18 protein-coding genes are annotated in these 17879 nt (G+C 70.3%); 10 read left to right on the forward strand and 8 right to left on the reverse strand.

Features of this window, described 5'->3' with window-relative positions; genetic code table 11:
• Positions 1 to 33 precede the first annotated feature (33 nt).
• Together AMR74_RS06300 and AMR74_RS06305 are read left to right on the forward strand one after the other, a co-directional pair.
• The gene (locus tag AMR74_RS06300; RefSeq protein ID WP_053771210.1) at positions 34 to 507 is read left to right on the forward strand and encodes an NUDIX hydrolase; all 474 of its coding nucleotides are present in this window, start codon (positions 34 to 36) and stop codon (positions 505 to 507) included.
• A 128-nt stretch (positions 508 to 635) separates the two neighbouring features.
• On the forward strand, positions 636 to 2831 hold the full coding sequence (locus tag AMR74_RS06305; protein ID WP_053771211.1) for a DUF7527 domain-containing protein: 2196 nt from the start codon (positions 636 to 638) through the stop codon (positions 2829 to 2831).
• Between the two features lie 79 nt (positions 2832 to 2910).
• Here the strand turns inward: AMR74_RS06305 and AMR74_RS06310 are convergent, their stop codons facing one another.
• Positions 2911 to 3216: a hypothetical protein gene (locus AMR74_RS06310; RefSeq protein WP_004045854.1), complete on the reverse strand. Its 306-nt coding sequence runs from the start codon at positions 3214 to 3216 to the stop codon at positions 2911 to 2913.
• 295 nt (positions 3217 to 3511) lie between these two features.
• Here AMR74_RS06310 and AMR74_RS06315 point away from each other — a divergent pair, with 295 nt between their 5' ends.
• On the forward strand, positions 3512 to 4864 hold the full coding sequence (locus tag AMR74_RS06315; protein ID WP_053771212.1) for an adenylosuccinate synthase: 1353 nt from the start codon (positions 3512 to 3514) through the stop codon (positions 4862 to 4864).
• Between the two features lie 72 nt (positions 4865 to 4936).
• Positions 4937 to 5746: a hypothetical protein gene (locus AMR74_RS06320; protein ID WP_053771213.1), complete on the forward strand. Its 810-nt coding sequence runs from the start codon at positions 4937 to 4939 to the stop codon at positions 5744 to 5746.
• Positions 5747 to 5769: 23 nt separating this feature from the next.
• Here the strand turns inward: AMR74_RS06320 and AMR74_RS06325 are convergent, their stop codons facing one another.
• The gene (locus tag AMR74_RS06325) at positions 5770 to 6633 is read right to left on the reverse strand and encodes an aldo/keto reductase (protein ID WP_053771214.1); all 864 of its coding nucleotides are present in this window, start codon (positions 6631 to 6633) and stop codon (positions 5770 to 5772) included.
• A 140-nt stretch (positions 6634 to 6773) separates the two neighbouring features.
• On the opposite strand from AMR74_RS06325, the gene AMR74_RS06330 reads away from it, so the two are divergent.
• The 4 genes from AMR74_RS06330 to AMR74_RS06345 all read left to right on the forward strand — a co-directional run bounded on the left by AMR74_RS06330 (position 6774) and on the right by AMR74_RS06345 (position 10504).
• Positions 6774 to 7262 carry an Lrp/AsnC family transcriptional regulator gene (locus tag AMR74_RS06330; protein WP_053771215.1) on the forward strand — a complete coding sequence of 163 codons (489 nt, stop codon included), beginning with the start codon at positions 6774 to 6776 and terminating at the stop codon, positions 7260 to 7262.
• The gene (locus AMR74_RS06335) at positions 7259 to 8398 is read left to right on the forward strand and encodes a pyridoxal phosphate-dependent aminotransferase (RefSeq protein WP_053771216.1); all 1140 of its coding nucleotides are present in this window, start codon (positions 7259 to 7261) and stop codon (positions 8396 to 8398) included. The genes AMR74_RS06330 and AMR74_RS06335 overlap by 4 nt, the downstream gene beginning before the upstream one ends.
• Before the next feature lie 133 nt (positions 8399 to 8531).
• Positions 8532 to 9686, forward strand: coding sequence for an acyl-CoA dehydrogenase family protein (locus AMR74_RS06340; protein WP_053771217.1), 1155 nt, complete (start codon positions 8532 to 8534; stop codon positions 9684 to 9686).
• 65 nt (positions 9687 to 9751) lie between these two features.
• Positions 9752 to 10504 carry a sensor histidine kinase gene (locus tag AMR74_RS06345; RefSeq protein ID WP_053771218.1) on the forward strand — a complete coding sequence of 251 codons (753 nt, stop codon included), beginning with the start codon at positions 9752 to 9754 and terminating at the stop codon, positions 10502 to 10504.
• A gap of 45 nt (positions 10505 to 10549) precedes the next feature.
• Here AMR74_RS06345 and msrB read toward each other — a convergent pair whose 3' ends face one another.
• Positions 10550 to 10960: a peptide-methionine (R)-S-oxide reductase MsrB gene (msrB, locus tag AMR74_RS06350; protein ID WP_053771219.1), complete on the reverse strand. Its 411-nt coding sequence runs from the start codon at positions 10958 to 10960 to the stop codon at positions 10550 to 10552.
• Positions 10961 to 11067: 107 nt separating this feature from the next.
• Here msrB and AMR74_RS06355 point away from each other — a divergent pair, with 107 nt between their 5' ends.
• Entirely contained in the window at positions 11068 to 11304 is a 237-nt protein-coding gene (locus tag AMR74_RS06355; protein ID WP_053771220.1) for a CDGSH iron-sulfur domain-containing protein, read from the forward strand.
• A 31-nt stretch (positions 11305 to 11335) separates the two neighbouring features.
• Here the strand turns inward: AMR74_RS06355 and AMR74_RS06360 are convergent, their stop codons facing one another.
• Together AMR74_RS06360 and AMR74_RS06365 are read right to left on the reverse strand one after the other, a co-directional pair.
• Positions 11336 to 12421 (reverse strand): DNA topoisomerase IV subunit A, encoded by a 1086-nt coding sequence (locus AMR74_RS06360; RefSeq protein ID WP_053771221.1) that lies wholly within the window; start codon positions 12419 to 12421, stop codon positions 11336 to 11338.
• A complete protein-coding gene (locus AMR74_RS06365) occupies positions 12422 to 14863 on the reverse strand; it encodes a DNA topoisomerase VI subunit B (protein ID WP_053771222.1) in 2442 nt (813 codons plus the stop codon).
• 195 nt (positions 14864 to 15058) lie between these two features.
• Here AMR74_RS06365 and AMR74_RS06370 point away from each other — a divergent pair, with 195 nt between their 5' ends.
• Positions 15059 to 16018, forward strand: coding sequence for an oxidoreductase (locus AMR74_RS06370; protein WP_077152263.1), 960 nt, complete (start codon positions 15059 to 15061; stop codon positions 16016 to 16018).
• A 55-nt stretch (positions 16019 to 16073) separates the two neighbouring features.
• On the opposite strand, the gene AMR74_RS06375 is transcribed toward AMR74_RS06370, so the two are convergent.
• The 3 genes from AMR74_RS06375 to AMR74_RS06385 all read right to left on the reverse strand — a co-directional run bounded on the left by AMR74_RS06375 (position 16074) and on the right by AMR74_RS06385 (position 17832).
• Positions 16074 to 16613, reverse strand: coding sequence for a hypothetical protein (locus AMR74_RS06375; RefSeq protein ID WP_053771223.1), 540 nt, complete (start codon positions 16611 to 16613; stop codon positions 16074 to 16076).
• A gap of 117 nt (positions 16614 to 16730) precedes the next feature.
• Entirely contained in the window at positions 16731 to 16925 is a 195-nt protein-coding gene (locus AMR74_RS06380; protein WP_004045866.1) for a cold-shock protein, read from the reverse strand.
• A 136-nt stretch (positions 16926 to 17061) separates the two neighbouring features.
• Positions 17062 to 17832 (reverse strand): MOSC domain-containing protein, encoded by a 771-nt coding sequence (locus AMR74_RS06385; RefSeq protein WP_053771224.1) that lies wholly within the window; start codon positions 17830 to 17832, stop codon positions 17062 to 17064.
• Between the last annotated feature and the right edge of the window lie 47 nt (positions 17833 to 17879).

A 17879-nucleotide genomic window follows, 5' to 3' on the forward strand; every position in this document is an offset into this window, starting at 1 on the left:
AACCGCGAAGGCGACGCGCCGCCACCCGGGACCATGGAGACGACTCGCCACTTCACGGCGACGACCTACATCGTCAACGACGGGGCGACCGCCCTTCACGAGCACGAGCGGCTGGGGATCACGCTGCCGCCCGGGGGCCACGTCGACCGCGACGAGCTGCCGCACGAGGCCGCGCGGCGCGAGGTCCGCGAGGAGACGGGGCTGACCCCCGAGCTGGTCGCGACGGAGTCGGCGATCACGGGCCCGAACACTCGGGGGCTCCCGGAGCCGGCCCACCTCATGCTCCACGACATCAACGTCCACGAGGACGGGTCGGTGGGCCATCAGCACGTCGACCACCTCTACTACGCCCGCGTCGACTCGCGGGAGATCGCCCCCGACGGCGACGACGAGGTGGACCCGGCGCGCTGGCGCTGGTACACCGCCGCGGAGCTGGCGGCGAGCGACCTCCCGGACGACGTCGTCGACCTCGGCCGCGAGGCTATCGCCGCCGTCGGCACGGACTGACCGGGCCGGGCGTCGCGCCGAGACGTCCGGCCCGCCGTCGAGCGGTTCGGTCCGCCGCGCGCGGCGTCAGACGGCCGTCTCACGCTCCGGAAGGTATTTGAGTCGGTGTTGGCGACGTAAACGCAAGGATGGACGCACAGCGACGGGAAGCGATCGCCGAGTGGGACGACCGCTCGTTCTCCGACGGGTTCGCGGGCCTCCGGCGGGTCGTCGACGACGGGTTCTCGGGGGCGGCGACCGACGGGACCGGATGGCTGTTCCTCGTCGACGGGCGCGTCGTCGGCGTCGTCGACGCGGCGCTCGACGCCTTCGCCGAGGCCTCCGGGACCGTCTATCGGGCCCCGGACGACGCGCTCCCCGTGCTCTTCGCCATGCAGGAGCTCGGCGGCGAGCCGCGGGCGAAGTACTACACCAAGGACACGCCGCTGGACGAGGCCGACCGCAAGCTCTCGCAGGGGGGATTCACCGGGTACATCGAGCTCTCGGAGAACGTCCTCTCCGGCGACTACTACGTCGCCTACACCGGCGGCGAGTCGATGGCGGCGGCGTACGTCGGCAACGCCCGGCGGCTGGAGACGGGCGACGACGCGTTCGACCTCGCCGCCGACGAGGTCGGGATCTACACGGTGTACGAGGTCGACCTCGACGTCCGGCCGCTCCCGGACGGCGACGGCGCGGGCGAGTCCGGCGCGGCCGCCGGATCCGACGCGGCGAGCGACGAGGCCGACGAATTGACCGACGAGCCGGCGAGCCCCGGGGCCGCCCCCGAGGCCGACGAAACCGACGATCAATCCGAGGCCCCCGGCGAGCCCGGCGACGACGGCGGGCGGGAAGACGGGCCGTCTCCGACGAACCGCTCGGACGAACCGAACGGCGTCAACGTGCGCACCGCGGAGAGCGACCGCGACGGCGCGGACCCGAGCGACGGCGCCGACGAGACGGACGGGCCGGCGTCCGACGCCGTCCGGATCGGTGACGCCGACTCGGACGGCCGCGACGGCGCGGCGGGCGCCGACCGGACGGGACGGGCGCCGGCCGATTCCGACGGCGCGGCCGCGTCGGACGCGGGCGCAGCGGACGGCGACGCCCCGAACTCCGACGACGTGTTCTCCGAGGAGGCCGAGTGGCGTGAACAGAAGTCGATCCCGGCGCTCGACCCCTCCGAGGCCGGCGGCGAGCCGCGTTCCGGCGGGGGGCGGCGCGGGGCGTCGTCGCAGCGCTCCCGTTCGGCGAACGACCGCGCCCGGACCGGGCGGAGCGGATCGGACGCGAACGGCGGCTCGCCCTCGCCGCGCGCCACCGAGACGCCGTCGTCGACCCCGTCGGCGGTGTCGAAGCGCGAGGCGGCGGCCGACGCCGACCCCGAGCGGGTGCGGAAGCTCGAGGCGGCCTTGGAGGAGACGGAGACGGAGCGACAGTCGCTCGCCGACGAGCGCGACCGCCTGGCGGCCGAGCGCGACGAGATCGAGTCGGAGCGCGACGAGCTGGCCGAGGCGGTCGACCGGCTCGAGTCCGAGGTCGAGGACCTCCGCGAGGAGCGCGACCGGCTCCGGGACGAGCTCTCGAACGCCAGGGAGCGGCTCCCGGACGCGGAGCGGACGCTCACGCCGGGCGAGGCGCGCGAGGGGACCAACCTGTTCATCAGGTACGACTCGAAGGAGGGCGCGACGCTCGCCGACGCCCACGAGGGCGCCGCCGACCGGGAGGCGCTCCGCGAGAACCTCCGGGTCGAACACCACACGAGCTTCGAGACCGACGGCCTCGCGGTCGACGGCCGACCGTTCGAGGAGTTCCTCCAAGACACCATCGAGTACGGGTTCACCCGCTGGCTCGTCGAAGACCTCCCGTTCGAGGTCCGCGGCACCGGCAACGAGGGGACGCTCCGCGACCTCTACGACGCGCTCCCCGAGGTCGACCGCGCCGAGATCGGCGGGACGGTGTCGATCGCGATCCGGGAGGGGGGCGAGGAGACCCGCGAGCAGCGGGCGTTCGACCTCGTGTTGCGCGACCGGATGGGCCACCCGCTGTTCGTCGCGGACCTGAACGACAGCCGGGACCCGACCGCGGAGGGGACGCTGGAGTCGCTCGTCGAGAACGGGCGCGACATCGCGGCGTCGAACGAGACGTTCGCGGGGGCGTTCGCGGTGACGGAGAGCTTCTTCGAGCCGGGGGCCCTAGAGACAGCGAGCGACGCGGTCGGCGGGGGCCTGTTCAGCCGGTCGAAGCGCGCGAGCTTCGTGAAGCTCTCGCGCAAGCAGGGGTATCACCTGTGTCTCGTGGAGGCGCGCGACGGCGGGTTCCACATGACGGTCCCCGACCTGTAACCGCGGGGAAAGCGTCGGGAGTAGCTCGCGGAGAACGGAAGCGCGGCAGGTGCGTCGGCGGGCGAAATCGAAGTTCCGATCAGTTCTCGAGCTCGGCGGCGTCGTCGATCCGCATGGACCCGAGCTTATCGACGGTCTCGTCGAGCTTCTCGTCGAGCTCGTCGACGAACTCGTGGGTGCGCTCCGTGGTGATGGCGCCCTGACTGGACGGCTCGATGAGGTTCTCCTCCTCGAGGACGCGCAGCGAGTACCGGACTTTGTGGTGCGGGTAGCCGGTCTCGTTCGACATCTTCACGATGCCGATCGGCTCGTTTTCGATGACCATCCGCAGGACCTGGAGGTGACGTTCCAGCATGTCTACCTCCTTCTCTAGTCGATCTATCATGGCACATGTTAACTCGTCATGCCCCCGTTTAAAAGTTGCTGTCGACGGCCGCGGAGGCCCGCTCAGATCGCACGCTTTCACGTGGGAGTAATTAACGTGTTCGATCGCGGCGCGGCAGCGGAGAACACGCACGGTCCGAACGCGAACGATAACACCGATCGCGAACGGTGCGGGGAGTAAATACACGAACAAGCGTATTATCTCTGATATACGGGCTTTTCGATCCACGTTTGTGGTAGTCTCACGGTCACAGACCGTAATCTGTTTTACCCCCCGCGGGGAATCGGCAGGTCGTATGACACTCACCATCGTCGGCTCCCAGCTCGGCGACGAGGGCAAGGGCGCCCTCGTCGACCGGTGGGGAGGGGACGCGGACGTCGTAGTCCGTTATCAGGGCGGCGACAACGCCGGCCACACCGTCGTCGAAGGCGGCGCGGAGTACAAGCTCTCCCTGGTTCCCAGCGGCGCGGTCCGGGGAACGGTCGGAGTCTTGGGCAACGGCTGCGTCGTCAACCCGCGCACGCTGTTCACCGAGATCGACGACCTGCGCGAGCGGGGGCTCGACCCCGACGTGCGCGTCGCCCGCCGGGCGCACGTCATCATGCCGTACCACCGCGTGCTCGACGGCATCGAGGAGGAGGTGAAGGCCGACGACGACGCCGGCGACGAGGTCGGCACGACCGGGCGCGGCATCGGCCCGACCTACGAGGACAAGGCCGGCCGCCGCGGGATCCGGGTCGCGGACCTGCTCGATCCCGACGCGCTCCGCGAGAAGCTCGACTACGTCGTCCCGCAGAAGCGCGCGCTCGTCGAGGACGTGTACGGGATCGACCTCGCCGACGACGACCGCGCCGACGCGTTCGACGTCGACGCGCTTCACGAGGAGTTCGCCGCGATCGGCGAGCGCCTCGCCGACGAGGGGATGACCGTCAACTGCTCCGACTACCTCCACCGCCGCCGCGAGGCGGGCGACGCGATCGTCTTCGAGGGCGCGCAGGGGACCCACATCGACGTCGACCACGGGAACTACCCGTTCGTCACCTCCTCGAACCCGACGGCCGGCGCCGCCGCGGTCGGCTCCGGCGTCGGCGTCACGACCGTCGGCGACGGCGAGGTCGTCGGGATCGTGAAGGCGTACCTCTCGCGCGTCGGCGAGGGCCCGCTCCCGACCGAACTCGACGGCGACGCCGACGAGGAGGCGCTCGCCGACGAGATCAGGGAGAAGGGCGGCGAGTTCGGCACCGTCACCGGGCGCCCGCGCCGGATCGGCTGGCTCGACCTCCCGATGCTCCGGCACTCCGCGCGCGTCTCCGGATTCACCGGCGTCGCCGTCAATCACGTCGACGTGCTCGCCGGTCTCGACGAGCTGAAGGTCTGTACGGGCTACGAGCTCGACGGAACGGAGCTTGACACCGTGCCGACCACCACCGACCGGTGGAAGCGGTGCGAGCCGATCTACGAGACGCTCGACACGTGGGAGCCGTTCGACTCGGCCGCGGTCGCCGAGGCGGGCTACGACGCCCTCCCCGAGGCCGCCCGCGAGTACTTGGAACTGCTCGCCGACGAGATCGACACCCCGGTGTACGCCGTCGGCGTCGGTCCCGACCGCGAGGAGACGGTCGAGCTGACGAACCCGTTCGACGAGTAGCTCGGTCGCCGGCACCGCCTCCGTCGCCTCGCGCCGAAGCCGTTTTCAGTTCCGCGACGCCCAGTCGTCGGTATGTCGCAGCCCTCCAGCGGTCCCGCCGCCCCCGACCCGCCGGACACGCTCGTCGAACGTGTCGCCTCGCAGCTCCCCCGGGTGCTCCCGCTCGCGCTGGTTCCGCTCGCGACGGCGCTGCTGCGCGCTCGGGACCTCGTCGCGACGGGGCGAACGAACGGGTTCTCCCTGCGCGCGTCGTTCCCGGTGTACCGGTACGACCTCTGGAGCTTCGTCGACGCGCCCCGCGGCGGCGGGGTGACGGTGTCGCTCCCGTACGGGTCGCTCGACCCCCTGCCGCTCCTCGTCCCCGTGATCGGCGCGTACGTCGTCGTCTCCGGCGCGCTCAGCGCGGGGTACTTCGGGAGCGTCGCGGCCGCGATCACGACCGGCCGGTACGACTTCGTCGCGGCCGTCCGCCGGTTCGGCGTCCGGTTCGTCCTCCTCGAAGCGCTCGTCGTCGTCGCGCTCGGGGGTCTCTTCATCCCGCTGCTCCTCTTCCCGCCGCTGTTCGTGGTCGCGGTGTTGGCGGCGCTCGTCGTCTCCTACCTGTACTTCCCGACCGCCTACGTCCTCACGCTGGAGGACAGAGACATCGCGTCGGCGGCGCGGCGGGCCCGGGCGCTCGTCGACGACCACCGACCGCTCGGGTTCTTCCTCGCCGTCGCGGTCGTCACGGCGGTCTGTTCGGTCCCCGTGAGCCTGCTCGCGCACGCCGGTCCGGGCGGCGCGGTCGCGGCCGCGGTCGCCGCCGCGCCGCTCGGACTCGCGTTCAACGTCGCGACCGCGCTGAAGGTCGCCGAGATGGCCGGGACGGAGACCGTCGAGTGAGCGACGAGGGCGGGTCTCGGCGCTTACTGCGGGTCGACGTCGTTCAGCGCCGTCAGGTCCTCGTCGGTCAGCGACAGCTCCGCAGCGGCGAGGTTGGATTCGAGGTGCTCGACGCTCGACGTGCCCGGGATCGGAAGCGTCACGTCGGAGTGGTCGAGCAGCCACGCGAGCGACACCTGCTGGGGCGTGGCGTCCCGCCGCTCGGCGACCTCGTCGAGCACCGGCCCGGCCTCGTCGTCGTCGACGGCGTACATCGGACCCCACGGGATGAATCCGACGCCGTGGTCCTCGCAGGCGGCCAGCACGTCCTCGTCGTCGCGGTGGCCGACGTTGTAGCGGTTCTGGACGGTGGCGACGTCGACGATCTCCAGCGCCGTCTCCAGCTGCTCGACGGTGACGTTCGAGAGGCCGACGTGCGCGACCTGCCCGGCGTCTTTCATCTCCGCGAACGCGTGGACCGAGTCCTCGAAGTCGGTGTCGGGGTCCGGACGGTGGTACTGATAGAGGTCGATCGTGTCCGTCCCGAGCCGGTCGAGGCTACACAGCACCTGATTCTTCAGGAAGTCCGGGTCGCCGTGGGGGAGCCACTCGCCCTCGCGGTTGCGGAGCAGCCCGGCCTTCGAGGCGACGACCACGTCGTCGGGGTCGCCGAGCGCCTCGCCGATCAGCCGCTCGGAGACGCCCGGCCCGTAGGAGTCGGCGGTGTCGACGAAGTCGACGCCGCGGTCGACCGCCCGCCGGAGCACCGCCTTCGCCGCCTCCTCGTCGTCGGGGCGCCCGATGATGTCCTCGCCGGTGACCCGCATCGCGCCGAAGCCGAGCCGGTTGACCGGGAGCTCGCCGCCGATGTCGAACGTCTCGCTCCTGCCGGTGGTGTCTGAAGCCATGGGCGGCGGTTCGCGTGCCATTCGGAAAGCGGTGAGGGTGCCGGAAACGGACGCGCCGTGACGGCGTCGGGCACCGCCCCGGGACTCGCCCGTGTTGCGTCCGTCGCTACTCATAAACCGCCCCCGCGCGATCGTCGGGTATGGACGCCGAGCGCGAGGTACTCGACGTGTTGGCGCGGAACGCCCGCGAGGACATCGACGACATCGCGGCCCAGACGGGCCTCGACGCGGCGGCGGTAGCGGACGCGATCGACGCGCTGGAGGCGGACAACGTCGTCCACGGCTACCAAGCCGTGGTCGACTGGGACCGCGTCGAGGAGGGGAAGATCCGCGCCGTCGTCGAGATCAACGTCGAGCTCGACCGCGAGACGGGGTACGAGCAGGTGGCCGACCGGATCGCGAAGTTCCCCGCGGTCGACGCCTTACACCTCGTCTCCGGCGACTACGACTTCGCCGTCGAGGTGCTCGGCGAGACGATGCAGGACGTCTCCGAGTTCATCTCCGAGCAGGTCGCGCCGATGCCCGAGGTCACCCAGACGGTGACCCACTACATCATGGAGACGTACAAGGACGGCGGGATCCGGTTCGAGGACGGCGACGACGACGACCGCCTCTCCGTGTCGCCATGAGGCTCTCGAACCGCGCGCGCACCCTCCCGGAGTCGGGGATCCGGAAGTTCTTCGAGCTCGCGGAGGCGCGCGACGACGTCATCTCGCTGGGGGTCGGCGAGCCCGACTTCTCGGCGCCGTGGGCCGCCCGCACCGCCGCGATCGACTCGCTGGAGCGGGGCAAGACCTCCTACACCGCGAACCGCGGCATGGCCGCGCTCCGCGAGCGGATCGCCGCGCACCACGAGCGCTACGACCAGTCGTACCAGCCCGAGTCGGAGGTGCTCGTCACGACCGGCGCGAGCGAGGCGGTCGACCTCGCCTTCCGGGCGCTGGTCGACCCCGGCGACACCGTCGCGGTCCACGAGCCGACGTACATCTCCTACGGCCCGGGGATCGAGCTGGCGGGCGGCGAGCGGCTGACGGTCCCGACGCGCGCCGCGGACGACTTCGCGCTCACCCGGGAGTCGCTGGCGGCCGCGGGCGCCGCCGAGGCCGACCTGCTCGTGCTCTGTTACCCGAACAACCCGACGGGCGCGACGATGACCGACGAACAGCTCGCCGAGGTCGCGGCGTTCTGTCGGGACGAGGACCTCCGCGTCGTCGCCGACGAGATATACGCCGCGCTCACCTACGGCACCGACCATGCCTCGATCGTCACGCAGCCGGGGATGCGCGAGCGCACCGTCGTCGTCAACGGGTTCTCGAAGGCGTACGCGATGACCGGGCTCCGCCTCGGGTACGCGCTGGGCCCGACCGACGCGATCGACGCGATGAACCGGATCCACCAGTACACGATGCTGTCGGCGCCGACGACGCCGCAGTACGCCGCGGTCGAGGCCTTGGACCGCTGCGACGACGAGGTCGCGGAGATGGTCGAGGAGTACAACCGCCGCCGCCGCCTCGTGGTCTCCCGGTTCAACGAGATGGGCCTCGACACGTTCGAACCGGGGGGCGCGTTCTACGCGTTCCCCGAGTGCGGCGGCGACGACGAGGCGTTCGCCGAGGCGTTGCTGGAGGCCGAGGGCGTTGCCGTCGTCCCGGGATCCGTCTTCGGCGCGGGCGGCGAGGGCCACCTGCGCGTCTCGTACGCCACCTCGATGCGCGAACTGAAGGAGGCGACCGACCGGATCGCCGCGTTCGTCGAGGGTCGCTGACCCCGCAACGCGGCTCCGGGCACGAGTCGGTCGCCGCGGTCTCTCCGTGCCCCTGCGAACCTAAACGAACAACTCTTCGCAGATTGTTCCACGTTCGCTAACGATTATCACGCTCGATCCTGATAGTCCGCGTATGGAGTTCCAGCTAACGGACGAGCAGAAGCAGCTGCGCGAGGAGGTCCGGAAGTTCGCCGACGAGGAGATCCGACCGGTCGCGACCGAATACGACGTCGAGGAGTCGTACCCGCACGAGGTCATGGACGAGGCGGCCGACATGGGGCTGCTCGCGCCGCACGTCCCGGTCGAGTACGGCGGGATCGGCTACTCGTCGCTGGAGAACGCCATCCTCACCGAGGAGCTGTTCGCGGCCGACCCCGGCATCGGGCTCTGTATCTCCAGCGCCGGCTTCGGCGCGGAGGCGCTCATGGAGTTCGGCACGGAAGCGCAGAAGGAGCGCGTCCTCCCCGAGGTGACCGCGGGCGACGCGGTGATGGGCTCGGCCATCTCGGAGCCGCAGGCGGGCTCGGACGTGACGAGCGTCGCCACCCGCGCGGAGAAGGACGGCGACGAGTGGGTGATCAACGGCTCGAAGATGTGGATCACGAACGGCACCGTCGCGGACTACTTCGTCGTCGTCTGCGAGACGGACCCGGACATCGACGACCGCTACTCGGGCTACTCGCAGATCCTCGTCGAGGGCGACCGCGACGGGCTCACCCGCGATAAGATAACCGGCAAGCTCGGGATCCGCGCGAGCGACACCGCCGAGCTGCGCTTCGACGACGTGCGCGTCCCGGAGGAGAACCTCATCGGCCAGCGCGGGATGGGCTTTTTACAGCTCATGCAGTTCTTCGACGAGACCCGCACCGCGGTCGCCGCGCAGGGCGTCGGCATCGCCCGCGGCGCCGCCGAGCGGGCGCTGGAGTACGCCGAGGAGCGCGAGCAGTTCGGGCGCTCCATCTCCGACTTCCAAGCGATCAAACACAAGCTCGCGGAGATGCACACCAACACCGAGGCCGCGCGCTGGCTCACCTACCGCTCGGCGTGGGCGGTCGACAACGAGGCCGGCGACCTCACCGCGCTCGCGTCGATGGCCAAGGAGTTCGCCTCCAGGACCGCGGTCGAGGTCGCCGACGAGGCGGTTCAGATCCACGGCGGCGCCGGCTTCGTCAACGACCACGACGTCGAGCGGCTCTACCGCGACGCGAAGATCACCCAGATCTACGAGGGCACCACGGAGATCCAGAAGAACATCGTCGCCCGCGAGCTGCTCGACGAGGGGATGTAGCCTATCGTCGGAGCGCCCCCCACCGGATCGGTATGTAAAAGCGACGAGGGTCCGTACCGTCCCGTATGAGCGAGGAGGCGAACGCCGACGTGGACGCCGACGGGGCGGCCGAGGCCCCCCGCGATCAGGACCCCGAAGAGCGGCTCAAGCGCCAGCGCGACGACTTACGGCTGCTGAACCAGGTGATGCGCCACGACATCCGCAACGACCTCCAGCTCGTCGGGGCGTACGCCGAGCTGCTCGACGACCACGTCGACGAGGAGGGGGAGAAGTACTTAGACGTGATCAAGCGCAACACCCAGAGCGCCGTCTCGCTCACGACGACGGTCCGCGACCTCGCGGAGGTGATGCTCCGCGAGGACGCCGAGCCGAGCCGAGTCACGCTCGACCGGGTCCTCTCGCAGCAGGTGGAGGAGGTCCGGTCGGGGTACTCGGAGGCCGTCTTCACCGTCGAGGGGTCGTACCCCGAGGTGGAGGTCGTCGGCGACGAGATGCTGAGCTCCGTGTTCCGCAACCTCTTGCGGAACGCGGTCCAGCACAACGACAAGACGCCGCCGACGGTGGCGGTGTCCGCGTCCGTCGACGAGGCCGCGGGCGTCGCCGAGGTCCGAGTCGCCGACAACGGGCCGGGCGTCCCCAAGGACCAGCGCGACGAGATATTCGGGAAGGGAGAGAAGGGGCTCGACAGCCCGGGCGCGGGGATCGGGCTGTACCTCGTGCGGTCGCTCGTCGAGACCTACGGGGGCGACGTGTGGGTCGAGGACAACGACCCCGAGGGCGCCGTCTTCGTCGTCAGGCTCCCGCTGTGTGAGTCCTGACGGCGACGCGGAGCGCCCCGTGGGTCTCGCCTCCTCCCGCCGCGCTTACTCCTCGTCGTACTCCATCGCGACCGAGTTGATGCAGAAGCGCTTCCCAGTCGGCTCCGGGCCGTCGTCGAACACGTGTCCGAGGTGGGAGTCGCAGTTCGCGCACCGGACCTCGGTGCGGCGCATCCCGTGGCTGGTGTCGACGTGCGTCGTCACGGAGTCCTCCTCGGCGGCGTAGAAGGCCGGCCACCCGCAGCCGGACTCGTACTTCGTCTCCGCCTCGAAGAGGACGGTGCCGCAGGCGCGACAGCGGTACTCCCCGTCGTCGGGCTGGTGGTCGACGTACTCGCCGGAGAACTTCGCCTCCGTGCCGCTCTCGCGGAGCACGCGGTACTCCTCCTCGGAGAGTCGCTCGCGCCACTCGTCGTCCGTCAGCTCGCTCGGGTCCCGCTCGTCGGTCTCGCTCATACCACCGATACGGACCCCACGGGCAAGGGGGTTGCGGCGGTCGGGCGGCGAAGGCGGCGCCTCGACGCCGCCGCAACCGGTTTCCCGCTCGGGCCGGATCGGTCGACATGGCGCGCGAAGTCACGCACGAGGAGCGGGGCCCGGCGGTTCTCGACGACGAGGACAAGGGCGACGACGGCCTGATCTACGTCTGTCGGTGCGGCCTGTCGGACTCGAAGCCGCTCTGTGACGGGTCCCACAGGGCGACGGCCGACGAGGCGGACGGCGTCGTCTACAAGTACGCGGACGACGACCCCGACGGCGAGCGGCGGGAGATAGCGGGCATCGACTACGAGGACGAGTAGCGCGGGGCGCCGTCGAGGACGGCGGTCGCGCCTACAGCACGCCCATCTCCCCGAGCCGCTCGGGGAGGTAGGTGTCGGTGACGAAGTCGAGCCCGCGGCTCGCGAGCGACTGCTGCTCGGACTTCTTCCCGATGTCGAGCTGGAGCTCGATCTGTTCCTCCCAGTAGTCGGTCTGGAAGCGCGGGTCCTCTAACTCCGATTCGAGGGCGTTGATGTCGGAGTCGGAGAGCGGGTCCGAGGGGAGGTCGTACTCGACGATGTCCTCGGGCTGGATCCCGATGAACCGCGCCTCGGGCGTCGCGAGGTACTTCGAGAGGTGCGCGGACTTGATCGAGCCGTACGCCACGGAGCCGTAGATCCGGTACGACCACGGGTCGCCGTCGGTGAACACCACGACCGGGAGGTCGAGCTCGTCGCGGAAGCGCTTCGTCAGCCGCCGCGTGGCGCGCGCCGGCTGCCCGCCGAGGTGGACGACGAGGGCGTCGTGTTCCTCGTCGAACCCGTTCTCGACGAGCCGGTCGCGCATGCCGCCGGTCTCCACGCAGAGGACGAACTCGGCGTCGTTGTCGAGGAACTCGATGGTGTCGGGGTTGTTGGGGATCTGGTAGCCGCCCTGTCCCACGTCGAGCTGGCAGTGGATCTCGCGGTCGCCGCGGTTGGTCTGCTCGCGGATCTCCAGCGGGCCCATCACCTTCGCGCCCGACTCCTCCGGGCGCATGTGGAAGTCCTCGCGGGTGACGCCCGTGACGATTTCGAGGTCCTCCACGAGGTCGTTCGACTCGTCCTGCGAGGAGAACTGCGCCTCGTCGTTGTCCCACGACTCGGAGAGGTAGTACAGCTCACGCAGCGTCGACGAGCGGTCGTCGTCGAGCTGGTTCGCGAGGAACTCGATGGTGTAGGCGGCCTTCAACAGCTTGCGCGCGCCTCGCACCGAGTTCGCGCTGCGCGTCGACGTGCGGTCGCCGTAGGTCCAGACCCCGCTCTCGTCGTCGTACTCGATGTTGCTCTTCGTCCGCGTGGGGAGCGTCATCTCCGGGATCGACCCAGACGCGAACTGGTCGTAGAAGTCCGCCGCCAGGTCGATCAGCTCGTCTCGTGCGTCGCTTTCTGTCGTCATTTAGGCGTTCACCGTCAGTTTCTCCGTCTCCACGCCGCCGACGCTGACCTCGAACTCCGCGTCGCCGTCGACCGCGTACGTCAGTTCCCGCTCGTCGCCCGAGGGCACCTCGGGCTTCCACTGAACGAACCACTCGCCGTCCATGTCCACCGCCGTCCCGTCCGAGAGGTCGGTCGGCTCGGTCGAGACGATGTCCGTGATCTCCAGCCGCTCGTTCACGTCGGAGTGGTTCTCGACGACGAGCGTCACCGTTTCGCCGTTCACCTCGCGCTCGACGCTCACGTTGTTCATGATCCGCGCCAGGGCCCCGTCGATGTCGGGGCGCGGTCGGCCCGTGACCTCCGAGACCTTGTCGGCCATCTCGGGGAGGATCCGACCCAGCACGTCCTGTTTCTCCCGGCGCTGTTGCATCGAGCGCCGCTTGCTGAGGTACGACTTCAGCTCGCGGGCGGCCTCACGCACCGCGAGCTCTATCTCGTCTTCGATCTCCGGGACGTTCGCGAGCGCGTCCTTCGACTCGCTCGTGAACGGAACGTTGGTGGAGGCGACGTGAACGCTGATGACGGCCGGTCCGTTCGGCATCCCGGAGCCGCCGGGCTGGTCGAGCCCGTAGTTCCGCCACCCGATCCCCTTTATCACGTCCGTCGTCGCGCAGGCGCCGCGCTGGTAGACGAGCGGGACGCGGTTCGCGAACCGGAGCAGCTCCACCGAGCCGTCCGACGGGATATCCCCGCCGTAGGCGATGCCGGCCTCGACGATGAACGGGTCGCCGCCGTGGACGTCGGCGTCTCGGGTCGCGGCCGCGTAGAAGTCCGCGTCGTACTCCTTCCGGAGCCCGGCCTCGACCAGCTCCGCCGTGATCGGCGCGAGGCAGTCGGTCGGGGGGGCGAGGATGTCAGTGGTCCGCATCGCCTCCAGCAGGTCGGCTGCGGCGTCGCGGTCGCCCGCGATCGCCGTCACCTTCGGCGGGTCGTCCGGCACCGTCCGCGCCCGCGACCAGAACGCCTCGACCACGTTCTCGCGCGCGGTCTCGCCGAAGGTCGCGTCGCGCTGCTCGGCGACGAACGACGCCGCGTCCGCGACGAGCCGTTCGAGGTCGTCGCGGGTGATCCGGAACGCCTCGCCGTCGAGGTTCTCGAACCGGCGCGCGAGCGCCTCCGCCATCGCCTGGACCGCCGCGTCGTCCTTCCGCGTCGACGTCGCCTCGTCGACGAGCGCGTACACGTCGGGGACGAGCGGCGACTCCGCATCGCCGTCCGACCCGCCGTCGTCCGCCTCGTCGCCGAGTCCGGTGACCGCTCGCCACGCGGCGTCGACCGCGTTCTCGCGGACGGTTCCGCCGAACGTCTTGCCGGTGTCGTCCGCGACGGTCTCGGCGGTGTTGTCGACGATCTCGGCGACCTCGGACCGTGCGACCCGGTCGTTGTTCCCCGCCGTCTCGGCGACGCCCTCGGCGAAGGCGGTCGTCGCCGCCTCGCCCTTGTTCGCGACGGCCGCCGAGACCGCGGCCGCGACGTCGCGGTCGTCGTGGGCGCGCGGCGGCGACCAGGCGAGCTCTCGACCGTAGTACACGTCGCGGAAGTTGCCGATCACGCTGTCGGCGGTCTTCTTGCCGACCCGGGTGAACTCCTCCTGGAGGAACCCGGAGACGGAGTACGACTCGGTCGCCTCCAGCATCTTGATCAGCGTCCCGAGCTCGACGCCGTGCGGGTGCGGGCGGATCTCGTTCGTCTCCGCCGGCAGCTCGTCGGTCGCGCGCTCGAACTTCATCGGCTCGTCGAGCCCCGGCTCGCGGAGTTCGAGCCGCGCGTGCGGGTTGACGACCGCGGTGTGTTTCACGTAGTCGTGGAGCTGCTGGCGGGCGCGCATGTTCGCCTCCATCTCCAGCTCGATCCGGGTGCCGTGGGGGCGGTCCCACGTCGTCTCCTCGTCGGCCTGGATCTCCGGCTCGTTCGTGTCCGTGTCGATGATGAGCTCGAAGTACTGCGCCCGCGACTGGCCCTTCGGGCGCGAGGTGATCTTCGCCGGCTGACCGGAGGTCAGCTGCGAGTAGAGCACGGCCGCCGAGATGCCGATCCCCTGCTGCCCGCGCGACTGCTCGCGCGCGTGGAACCGGCTGCCGTACAGGAGCTTCCCGAACACCTTCGGGAGCTGTTCCTTCGTGATTCCCGGCCCGTTGTCCTCGATGACGAGCCGGTAGTAGTCGCCCACCTCCTCTATCTCGATGTAGATGTCGGGGAGGACGCCGGCCTCCTCGGTCGCGTCGAGGGCGTTGTCGACCGCCTCCTTGACGGCGGTGACGAGCCCGCGGGCGCCCGAGTCGAACCCGAGCATGTGTTTGTTCTTCTCGAAGAACTCGGCGATGGAGATCTCGCGCTGGCCCTCGGCCAGCTCCTCCGCGATCCCCTCCTCGTCGCCGATCGTCGACTGGAAGGACGTCATTCGGTATCCCTCCCTTCCCCCGAAGCACCTAAAAACGCACCGGCGGCGCAGTGGAAGTGGAGCTCGGCGTCAGACGCCGTCTCCTCCGGGTGTGTGGGTCGCTCTATCAGGGCGTCTCACGGCGCTACGGGACGGCCTCGCGGAGTCGGTTCGCCCGCCGACAGGTTTCTCACTGCGACGCCCCATTCTCGATCCATGACGGACTGGACGGCCGACGAGATGCCGCGACTGGACGGGAAGACGGTGGTCGTCACCGGCGCGAACAGCGGGCTCGGCTACGCGGGCACGCGAGAGTTCGCCGCGAAGGGCGCGACCGTCGTGATGGCGTGTCGGAGCGTCGAGCGCGCCGAGGACGCGGCCGACGAGATCCGGTCCGAGGTCCGGGGAAGCCTCGACGGCGACCTCGACGTCCGCGAGTGCGACCTCGCCTCGCTCGACTCGGTGCGGGCGTTCGCGGAGGGGCTGGCGGACGACTACGACGCCGTCGACGCCCTCTGTAACAACGCCGGCGTGATGGCCATCCCGCGGAGCGAGACCGAGGACGGGTTCGAGACGCAGTTCGGCGTCAACCACCTCGGCCACTTCGCGCTCACGGGGCGGCTGTTCGACCTCCTCGCCGACGCCGAGGGAATCGGCGGCGACGCGCGCGTCGTCACCCAGTCGTCCGGCGCCCACGAGCAGGGCGAGATGGACTTCTCCGACCTCAACTGGGAGCGCTCCTACGGGAAGTGGCGGGCGTACGGGCGCAGCAAGCTCGCGAACCTGCTGTTCGCCTACGAGCTCCAGCGCCGCCTCGACGCGGCCGACGACGAGGGGGACGGTCCGGGGATCCGCAGCGTCGCCTGCCACCCGGGGTACACGGACACGAACCTCCAGCTGCGCACCGCCGAGGAGAGCGGGAACCCCCTGATGAAGGTCGGGATGAAGGCCGCGAACGCGGTGCTGGGCCAAGACGCCGACGTCGGGGTCGAGCCGATGCTGTACGCGGCGACGGCCGACGTCGACGGCGGCGCCTACGTCGAACCCGGCGGGCTGATGAACATGCGCGGGCACCCGACCGTGGGGCGCTCGAACGACGCCTCCTACGACCGCGACGACGCCCGGGAGCTCTGGGCGTACTCGACCGAGGCGACCGGCGTCGAGTACCCGTTGTAGGCGGTCGTCGAGCGTCGCCGCAACCGGCGCGGTCCCCGCGCACCGGTCCGTGGCGTCAGTGAAGCGTCCCCTCCCGGACGTGTGCGTCGTGCGCGAACAGCGCGTACCCTACGTCGACCGCGCGGTGTCCGGTCTCGGCGGCGATGTCGCGGATGGGTTCGATCATCGTCACGTAATCGTCGGCGTCGAACGACTCCTTCCGGCCCTCGAGGTAGCCGAGCCGCTCTAACGACGCCCAGACGCGCGTGTCGACGACGGCGTGGCGGTCGCCGTCGAGCGCCGCGAGCACGCACGAGGCGGTCGGCGCCTTGAAGCCGGCGAGACCGGTGATCAGGTGGATCGTCGAGAAGTCACCGTCCACGGCGCGGGCGTTCCGCGTCACCTCGCGGCACCGGGACTCGGGGTTCTTCTCGACGTGATAGGCGCTCCGAGTCGAGGACTCGTAGGCGATCTCGTACAGCTGCTCGCGCGTGAGGTGTCCCTGCGACCGGTACGCCTCGCCGAACTCCGCTAAGCGCTCCGGGAGGACGCCCTGGGTCTCGGCGTAGCGGTCGAGGTTCTCGGCGACGAACGCGTCGCGGTCGGCGGGCTCCATGGCCGGCGATTCGGGTCCGGCGACCAAAACGGCGGCGCCGCGGCTCGCGGTGGTGATATACGGGGAACGCGTTTCGAGAGCTGTCCGAGTTCGTCGGTAGCGGATGCCGCGACCGAGCTACAGCCGAGTGAGGTTCGTCGCGCGCGGACCCTTGTCCGCCTCCTCGATCTCGAACTCTACCTCCTGTCCCTCCTCGAGGTCCGGGCCGCCGACGTCTTCCATGTGGAAGAACACGTCCTCGTCAGCGTCGTCAGTCTCGATGAATCCGTAGCCGCCGGTGTCGTTGAAGAAGTCGACCTTGCCTGTCGCCATCGCGTCCTGATCCTCTCCTGACGTGGTCATAAGTGTTGTGTGCTGCGGCGGACCGCAGTCACACGCGCTGTGGCGCGCGTATTCGGCCCATACGAAGGTCTCCGCCGCTCGATCGGCGGCGTTCGAGTGACGAGGCTCACTCGCGGACCGCGACCTCGTCGCCGACGCGGATCGTCTCCCCGCGGTGGCGTTCCGGGATCCGCGCGATGGTCGTCAGCGAGTAGTAGTGGTCGAACGCGTCCGCGTCGGCCCACTCGGGGAACGTCGCCTCGCGGCGCCGCACGAACCGCTCGCGGAACTCGGGGGTCGGCTCGCCGGTGTCGGGATCGCGTTCGGGGACGACGCACCGCCCGCACGGCGTCACGCCCTCGACGCGGACGCCGCCTATCTCGAACGCCGGCGCCCCCTCGCCGACGAACCGGTCCTCCCAGAACGCCGGGACGCCCGAGACCTCCACGTTCGCCCGGAGCCGGCGACGCGCGCCGTCGACGGTCACCCCGTCGAACCACGACGCGACCGCCTCCAGCGTCGCGGTGCTGACGACCGACGGGCCCATGTCCCGGCGGTCGACGTACCCGAGCGATTCGTCCCGCCTGAGCCGGAGGTCCGCGTCGAAGAAGTCGCCGAACCACGCTGCGGCGCGGGCCGGCTCAGCCTCCAGATCGAACCGCCGAACGGCCCCGTCGGGCGTCTCGACCCGCAGCGCGCCCGACTCGGTGTCGAAGTCGGTCGCGAGGTCGTGGACCCGGTCGGTCCGCTTCCCGTTGACGACGTCGCCGTCGGCGTCGAACAGCGCGAACTCGCGGTCGCGTTCCAGCGTCCCGCCGTCGAGGACCCGTGCGGCCTCGACGTCGACCCCGTCTAACCCCTTCACCGGAAACACCGTGAGTCGCTCCACGCGAGCCATACCTCGGGGAGGGGCGCCGCGTCCAATAGCCTTCCGTCGACCGCGGT

Source organism: Halorubrum tropicale (genome assembly GCF_001280455.1).
GTDB classification, from domain to species: domain Archaea; phylum Halobacteriota; class Halobacteria; order Halobacteriales; family Haloferacaceae; genus Halorubrum; species Halorubrum tropicale.